Genomic DNA, 7,769 nt, shown 5'->3' on the forward strand with positions numbered 1-7,769 from the left:
GCGGCGCTAACCTGTACACCCGCCTGATTCTGGGCACCTCCATTAAGGACATTACTGCTGGTTTCCGTGCGTACCGTCGTGAGGCTCTGCAGCGCCTGAACCTTGATGGCATTGACTCGAAGGGTTACGTGTTCCAGGTTGATTTGGCGTGGCGTTCCGAGCAGGCTGGCCTGAAGATCGTTGAGGTCCCGATTACCTTCGTTGAGCGTGAGATTGGCGCTTCGAAGATGGACGGCAACATTATCTTTGACTCCATGTCTAAGGTGACTCGCTGGGGTATGGCTAACCGTATTCAGAAGCTGAAGAAGGTTCTGGGCAAGTAAGCCTGCGTCTTCTTGCTGAGGCGCTTCTCGCACCTGATTTAAACGAAAGACCGGGGCGGATACATAACGTATCCGCCCCGGTCTTTCGTGCTTTCTGGAGTGCTCTTTCCTGGCTCACGTACCGACAAAGCCATCACCAAAACGAGAAGACCCGCTAAGAGCTTGAGTGGCTCTTAGCGGGTCTTCTACAGCGTTTCTACGGCATGTCTACGGTGCTTTTAGAGCGCGTAGTGCTTGCGGTAGTATTCCAGGCGGTCTTCCAGAGTCTTTTCCAGCTCTTCGATGCTGCGGCGTTCCATGAGCATGTCCCAGTGGGTACGTGCGGGCTTCTCTTCTTCGGCGTCTGCGGTGGAGTCGCCGTTGACGAGGTATGCTTCCTTACCGGACTTTGCGGTCCATACCGAGGGGATTTCTGCTTCTGCCGCGAAGGTCACGAAAACACGGTCACCGTCTGCGGTACGGTATTCGACGCGCTGGCGGGGCGCGGGCTGTACGTTCGATTCGGTTTCCATCGACTGGGAACCCAGGCGCATACCGCGCAGGCTACGATCGCTCATTTTTCCTCCAGTGTCGTCGGGTGCGCTCTTTGGCGCTTTAGGCATAACGTTGGGCGGGGGAGAGCTATTCCCTCGAACGTTTACAAAACATCCATTATATCGGTAATAGTCTCCACCCGCCCAGCGTGGTGGTGGTATTCGGCGTGATTTTTGGTGATTCACGCCTTTTTATGCGTTAGATTTCGCGTTTAGCCGTTGATGCCGTAGCTTCCGGGTGCCTGCGGTGCGCTCTTGGGTGCCTGCGCTGCGGGCTTCTTCGGTGCATCTGCCAGGTTGGAGGCGGGCAGGGTGCCGAATGCGTTGCCCAGGCCGCGCAGTGCATCGCCGAGTTCGGTCGGGATGAACCAGAGCTTGTTGGCGTCGCCTTCGGCGAGCTTGGGCAGGGTCTGCAGGTACTGGTAGGTGAGTAGCTGCTGGCTGGGGTTGGATTCGTGGATTGCTGCGAAGACCTTCTGCACGGCTTCTGCTTCACCGTTTGCGCGCAGGATTGCGGACTGTGCGTCACCTTCTGCACGAAGGATCTGTGCCTGCTTTTCACCCTCTGCACGCAGGATAGCTGCGCGGGATTCACCTTCTGCGGTCAGAATGTCGGACTGCTTCTGGCCTTCTGCGGTGAGGATTGCGGCGCGGCGGTCACGCTCTGCACGCATCTGCTTTTCCATGGAGTCCTGGATGGATGCCGGGGGCTGGATTTCCTTAATGTCCACACGGGAGACGCGCAGGCCCCAGCGTCCGGTGGTGGAGTCGAGTACGCCTCGCAGCTCCGCGTTGATCTGGTCGCGGGAGGTGAGGGTCTGCTCCAGGTTCAGGCCACCGACGACGTTACGCAGGGTTGCGCTGGTCAGCTCGTCCACAGCGCGAATGTAGTTGGTGATTTCGTAGGTTGCAGCCTTAGGGTCGGTGACCTGGAAGTACACGACGGTGTCGATGCCGACCACGAGGTTATCTTCGGTAATCACGGACTGCGAGGGGAATGAAACGACCTGTTCACGCAGGTCGATGAGGGGCAGCACGCGGTCAACTACGGGGATGACGATGTGCAGGCCGGGGTTGAGAACGGCGTGGAACTTGCCCAGTCGTTCAACGATGCCGGCTCGTCCCTGCGGGATGACGCGCACGGTCTTTGCGAGCATCGTCAGCGCGAAGAGGATGAGTAGGACCGTCAGAATAAGGCTGATAGGCATTGTTTCTCCTTATCGGTGAGTTATATGGTGTGTTCTAGGGTATCTGAACCTGCTTTTAGAGCCGGTATTCAGATGGGTCTTAGCGTGGTGGAATTAGCCGCGGGGGAGAGGCTCTACGATTGCGGTAGCACCCTCAATGGCTCGCACCCTCGCGTGTGATCCTGCGGCGAGCGTTCCGGAGGCGGTGCGCGCCGTCCAGGTGTCGCCAGCGAGTACCACCAAACCGGTTTCACTAGTCACATCTTGAGTGACGCGCACCTCAGCACCAATGAGTGCTTCAGCATTAGTGGCAGCACCGGTGGCTGATTTATTGAGCTTCTTCAGCAGCGGTGGGCGCAGGCCAAGAACCAGAATCAGGCAAATTACCACGAAAATAACGGTTCGAATCAGCATGTTATCAACGAAAGGTGATATTGCTGCGGTGACGCCTGCACTAATCGCCAGCATGAGAAAGAACATGTCGAGACTGAACATTTCTATGATGGCGAAAATGAGCGCGAGTGCAACCCAGAGCGTCCAGGGTGCCTCAAAGAGCCAATCCACGAGTTTTCTCCTTTGGTGTACATCAACCGGCGTGGTTGACGTTGAATCTGCACACGAGGCGACAGCACCTTCGTGATGCGGGGTATATCCATTATTTCAGGTGGATTGAGTAATGGCGACAGTTCTGGTGACTGAGTGAGGTTAATACATGAACTGTTAAGACTTTATTTAGATATGGGGAATCTTGGGTTCATTCTAAACCTCCCTAAAAAGCCGATAATATACATTATGTAAAGTAGACCTATTTTTCACTACCCCACCGACCCACCGGTGCTTTCTGCGCTCAGTCAGTACGGCTTAAACGACAAACACCCGAGATGAGCTCACACCATTCGATGCGCCCCATCTCGGGTGCCTATCATCAGCTACTAGGCTTCTTTATTCTGCGTGCTTGGAGCTGAACTCTACCCAGGCGTTGAGCACGCGCTCTGCTGCACCGGATGCAATAGATTCGCGAGCATCAGCCAAAGCCTGAGTGAAGCGGGTCTCAAAGCTCTCGCCGTTGGTCGGGCGGTACGCAACCAAACCAGCGGCAGCATTGATGAGCACAGCGTCGTGAATGGCGCGCAGCGGGCTCTTCGGGGACTCGCCCTCCCCCGCCAAAATTGCACGGAAAACGCCCGCGTTGTACTCGGCGTCGCCGCCACGCAACTGCTCGAGCGGTGCGTTCTGCAGACCGTACTCGGTCGGGTCAAAACGGTACTCGGTCAGTTCGCCGTCTACGGCCTCCCACAGGCGGCTCGTGGTGGCGATGGTCAGCTCATCCAGGCCGTCATCGCCGCGGAAAATCAGGGCGTGATCGCCGCGCTCAGCGAAGACGTGAGCCATCTTCTCAGCCATCACTGGGTTAGCAACGCCAATAGCCGAAGACTTCACGCGAGCCGGGTTCGTCATGGGACCCAGGTAGTTGAACGCGGTCGGAATGCCCAGCAGGCGGCGGGTCGGGCCCACGTGGCGCATTGCCGGGTGGAAAGTCATCGCAAACAGGAACGTGATGCCGGTCTCGCGAGCGCATTCGGCGACTGCGGGAATGGGCATGTCGAGGCGGATTCCGAGGGCTTCGAGGACGTCTGCGGAGCCTGATTTGGAGGTGGAGGCGCGGTTGCCGTGTTTGACGACGGTGGCGCCGGTGCCTGCGATGACGAGGGCTGCCATGGTGGAGATGTTGACGGTGTTTTGCTGGTCGCCGCCGGTACCGACGATGTCTACAGCGTGGGGGTCGATGTCGACGGTTTCGGCTTTGGCGATCATGCCGGCTGCGAGTGCGCCGAGTTCTTCGGGGGTTTCGCCTTTGGAGTGGAGGGCGGTGAGGAAGGATGCGAGGATGGGCTGTTCGGTTTGGCCGGTCATGATGTGGTCCATTGCCCAGGCGACTTCGGTGTCGCTGAGGTTCTGGTGCTTAACCAGTTGGTTGAGGATGTATTTCCAGGTGATTTCGTGCGTAGTCATGTGTTAAGTGTAAAACCCCCGCCGCGTATCTGCATGGTTGGGTGCAGTATGCGAGACGGGGGTTTGTGAGGCGCGTTGCGCTTTAGCGGCGCGTGGTGGGTGCCTTCGGTTTAGTGGAAGGAGTCACCGCATGCGCAGGAGCCTGCTGCGTTGGGGTTGTCGATGGAGAAGCCCTGCTTTTCGATGGTGTCTTCGAAGTCGATGGTGGAGCCATCGAGGTAGGGCGCGCTCATCTTGTCGACGATGACTTCTACGCCGTCAAAGTTGCGGACTGCGTCGCCGTCGAGGACGCGCTCGTCAAAGTAGAGCTGGTAGATGAGGCCGGAGCAGCCGCCGGGCTGGACGGCGATGCGCAGGCGCAGGTCGGTGCGGCCTTCCTGTTCGAGGAGGGTGCGGACCTTGGTCTGTGCTACTTCGGTGAGGTTGACGCCGTGGGTCGGCAGTTCGGTGATGGTTTCACTCATTGGTGTTGTCCTTTTGTTTGATTGGTTGCCCGTGTGCGCCGCGTGTGGGTGCGTTGGGTGTTTTAGCCTTCACGATACGCGCCCGGGTGTTTGATGTACAACCTAGGGTGTGCATAGTTCGCCGGGGGCGTGAGTGTTTGCGCGGGGGCTTGACATGTAATTCTGCTTCTAGGATACCGAAAAAGTGGGGGTTGGGGGTTGTGACCCTTCTCCCCCACTTTTCGCATCCATTTTTCTGCCCAGTGTTTTGCGGGCTGATTTGGTGAGCGCGTTCTGCGCCGCTATTTCTGATGAGCGCGTTTAGCGAGCGCCGAGTGCGCTGAGCAGTAGCGCCTCCGCGAGGATTGCGTTTTTGAAGTCCGGGATGTAGAGGGACTCGTTGGCGCTGTGTGCGCGGGTGTCGGGGTCTTCTACGCCGGTGACGAGGATTTGTGCCTGCGGGAAGACGTCTTTCAGGTCGGAGATGAACGGGATGGAGCCGCCCATGCCGGTCTGTACGGGTTCGAGGCCCCAGGCGGCGCGCATTGCGTCGAGGGCGGTTTGTGCGCCGTCTGCGTCGACTTCGGTGGCGAAGGGCATGCCGGAGTCGACGGCGGTGTAGTTCGCCTGGGCGCCGTGGGGTGCGTGTGCCTTGATGTGTTCGGCGAGTGCGCGGTGTGCGTTTTCGGGGTTGTCGCCGGGTGCTAGGCGGGTGCTGATGCGTGCGCGGGATACGACGGCGAGGGTGTTGGAGGAGGTTGCGATGGAGGGGATGTCCATGCCGATGACGGAGATTGCCGGCTGGGTCCACAGACGGGAGGCAACGCTACCGGTGCCTGCCAGGGGTACGGTGTCGAGGATGCCGGAGTCGTTGCGGAAGTCTGCTTCGGCGTATTCGAGTTCGGGTTCGGGTGCGCGGTGCAGGCCTTCGACGGCTACGGCGCCGGTGGCGTCGTGCAGGGTGGCGATGAGCTGCGCCATGAGGGTGTGGGCGTCGAGCATGGGGCCGCCGAACATGCCGGAGTGGATGGCGTGGCTGCCGACGCGTACTTCGATGTCGCCGGATGCGACGCCGCGCAGGCTGGTGGTCAGTGCGGGTACGCCGGCGCGCCAGTTGGCGGAGTCTGCGACCACAATGTAGTCGGCGGCTAGTTCTTCACGGTAGGTGTTGAGGAAGGAGACGAAGGAGGGCGAGCCTGCTTCTTCTTCGCCTTCGATGAAGAGTTTCACGCCGAGTTTGAAGTCTTCGCCGAGGGTCTCGTTGAGGGCTGCGAGCGCGGCGAGGTGTACGAGGATGCCTGCTTTGTCGTCTGCTGCGCCGCGGCCGTAGAGGCGGTCGCCCTTGCGGGTTGCGACGAAGGGGTCGGTGTCCCACAGGTCGAGGTTGCCGGCCGGCTGCACGTCGTGGTGGGCGTAGAGCAGGATGGTCGGGTAGCCTTCTGCGGCGGGGCGGGAGGCGATGACGGCGGGCATGCCCTGCTTTTCGGTGCCGTCTGCGGTGGTGTAGGTGGCGCGTTCGATGCGTACGTTGTTGAAGCCTGCCTTGGTTGCGAGCGCGGCGACTGCCTCGGCGCTGCGGTCTACCTGGGTGAGGTCGTGCGATTCCCAGGCGATGGAGGGAATGGCGACGAGCTCGGTGAGGGTCTGCAGGGTTGCTTCGAAGTTTTTGGTGACGGCGTCGCTGAGGGCGCTGTGGTGGGTGAATTCAGTAGTCATGTTTCTACCTTACCCCCACCTTGTCCCCGCTTTGGCCCTAACCGCCGGGTGGTTGGGTTCGTTTCAGTTGCTGGTGTGGGCTTGTGGGGGCGGGTTTGGTGTGTGCCGTTCGGGTATGATGGGAGGGTGTTTGGTCGTAAGAAAGAGAAGGCTGAAGCGGAAGCTGTTCAGCCGCAGGTTGTAGAGGAGCCTCAGGCTCCGGTTAATCCGAAGTTCACCCCGAAGAAGGGCCGTCCTACTCCTTCGCGTAAGGAGCAGCAGGCGGCTCGTCGTCAGCCTCTGGTTGTTAATGACCGTAAGGAGGCGAAGGCTCGTGAACGTGAGGCGATGGCTAAGGCTCGTGAGCGTCAGAATGATGCGTTGATGGGTGGCGATCAGCGTTACCTGCCCGCCGTGGACCGTGGTACGCAGCGCCGTTATATCCGTGATTATGTGGATGCGCGCCGTAACCTGGGCGATTTCATGCTGGCTATTCTGCTGGTTCTGCTCATTGGTGGCTGGATTGCTCAGGGTGTGTCTGGCGCGTCTAGCGTTGGCGCAATGATTTATTACGGTTCCGTGTACGCGATGTATGCGCTGATGATTCTGTGGGTTGTTGACTACTTCATTTTGTGGCGCGGCCTGAAGAAGAAGCTGATTGCGAAGTTCGGCGAGGTTCAGCGTGGTTCTGGCATGTATGCGTTTAACCGTGTGATGATGATTCGTCGTATGCGCCGCCCGGTTCCGATGGTGAAGTACGGCGAGTACCCGCACTAAGTCGTTAGTCCCTTTATGGGTGCTTGGGGAGAGGTCCTGAAGGTTCAGACCTCTCCCCTATTTTTATGTTCTTACGCGAGAAGCCACATGTGTTTCGAGAAGCTACTTCTTTGGTGGCTTTTCGAAACACATGTGGCTTCTGGATGTGTGTATTACTGCTAGACGCCGGTACGGTTAGCCGTCGATTTGGGAGTAGAGGATCTGCCATTTACCGTCGCGGTGTTCAAGGGCGAAGATGTAGATTTCTTCTTCCTTGTCGCTGCTCCAGGTTTCTTGGCGGCCGTCGGGTTCCACTTCGGTGTGTTTGTCCCATTCGTGGCTGGTTTTCAGGTAGTAGGTTTGGCGGTCGTCGCTCCAGGGTATGCCTTCGGGTTCGAAGTGTTCGATGCCGTCGATGACCCATCCGCCGCGCTGGTAGAGCGCTTCTATTTCGCGATAGATTTTGAGTTCTCCGTCGTTTGAGGTGGAGAGGAATTCGCGGGCTTTGCTGTAGTCGCCGGTTTGGACGCCGTAGTTGGCCCATTGGTTCCAGGCGTCCATGGTTTTGAGGATGCCTTCTGGGGTCTTGTCGCGGTAGCCGTTTTCGGGGGCGTTGGGTTTGGGGACGTTTTGGGCGGGGCCTTTGGCGTCTGCTTTGCGGTATTCGCCGCTACCGGCGTTGTTACCGGCGCTGCTGCTTGAGCTGCTGTTGGTGGCGGCCCTGCCGGAGGCGGTGGATCCGTCTCCTGCAGTTGTGATGTCGTGCGGTGCGCAGGCGGCGAGTAGGGTGCTGAGGCTGATGAGGGTGCCTCCGGTCAG

The 7,769-nt window shown here is 59.0% G+C and carries 8 protein-coding genes and 1 pseudogene; 2 read left to right on the forward strand and 7 right to left on the reverse strand.

From position 1 onward, the window contains the following. Positions 1-323, forward strand: a pseudogene (locus Q0216_RS09105) (dolichol-phosphate mannosyltransferase); the annotation flags it as partial. A 218-nt stretch (positions 324-541) separates the two neighbouring features. Here the strand turns inward: Q0216_RS09105 and Q0216_RS09110 are convergent. The 6 genes from Q0216_RS09110 to Q0216_RS09135 all read right to left on the reverse strand — a co-directional run bounded on the left by Q0216_RS09110 (position 542) and on the right by Q0216_RS09135 (position 6,215). After that, a complete protein-coding gene (locus Q0216_RS09110; protein ID WP_005506034.1) occupies positions 542-880 on the reverse strand; it encodes an RNA polymerase-binding protein RbpA in 339 nt (112 codons plus the stop codon). Positions 881-1,068: 188 nt separating this feature from the next. Beyond that, entirely contained in the window at positions 1,069-2,064 is a 996-nt protein-coding gene (locus Q0216_RS09115; RefSeq protein ID WP_298594717.1) for an SPFH domain-containing protein, read from the reverse strand. A 93-nt stretch (positions 2,065-2,157) separates the two neighbouring features. Continuing rightward, the gene (locus Q0216_RS09120; protein ID WP_298594718.1) at positions 2,158-2,607 is read right to left on the reverse strand and encodes an NfeD family protein; all 450 of its coding nucleotides are present in this window, start codon (positions 2,605-2,607) and stop codon (positions 2,158-2,160) included. 378 nt (positions 2,608-2,985) lie between these two features. Next, positions 2,986-4,056 (reverse strand): anthranilate phosphoribosyltransferase, encoded by a 1,071-nt coding sequence (gene trpD, locus Q0216_RS09125; RefSeq protein ID WP_298594720.1) that lies wholly within the window; start codon positions 4,054-4,056, stop codon positions 2,986-2,988. A gap of 110 nt (positions 4,057-4,166) precedes the next feature. Next, a complete protein-coding gene (locus Q0216_RS09130) occupies positions 4,167-4,520 on the reverse strand; it encodes an iron-sulfur cluster assembly accessory protein (protein ID WP_298594722.1) in 354 nt (117 codons plus the stop codon). Positions 4,521-4,820: 300 nt separating this feature from the next. Then, a complete protein-coding gene (locus Q0216_RS09135) occupies positions 4,821-6,215 on the reverse strand; it encodes a M20/M25/M40 family metallo-hydrolase (RefSeq protein WP_298594724.1) in 1,395 nt (464 codons plus the stop codon). 126 nt (positions 6,216-6,341) lie between these two features. On the opposite strand from Q0216_RS09135, the gene Q0216_RS09140 reads away from it, so the two are divergent. Continuing rightward, complete coding sequence (locus Q0216_RS09140) at positions 6,342-6,971, forward strand: DUF3043 domain-containing protein (RefSeq protein ID WP_298594725.1); 630 nt, start codon at positions 6,342-6,344, stop codon at positions 6,969-6,971. 174 nt (positions 6,972-7,145) lie between these two features. Here Q0216_RS09140 and Q0216_RS09145 read toward each other — a convergent pair. After that, positions 7,146-7,769 (reverse strand): DUF6318 family protein (locus Q0216_RS09145; RefSeq protein ID WP_298594727.1); only part of this gene is annotated, 624 nt, incomplete at its 5' end.

This window comes from uncultured Rothia sp., assembly GCF_937976295.1.
Classification (GTDB): Bacteria; Actinomycetota; Actinomycetes; order Actinomycetales; family Micrococcaceae; genus Rothia.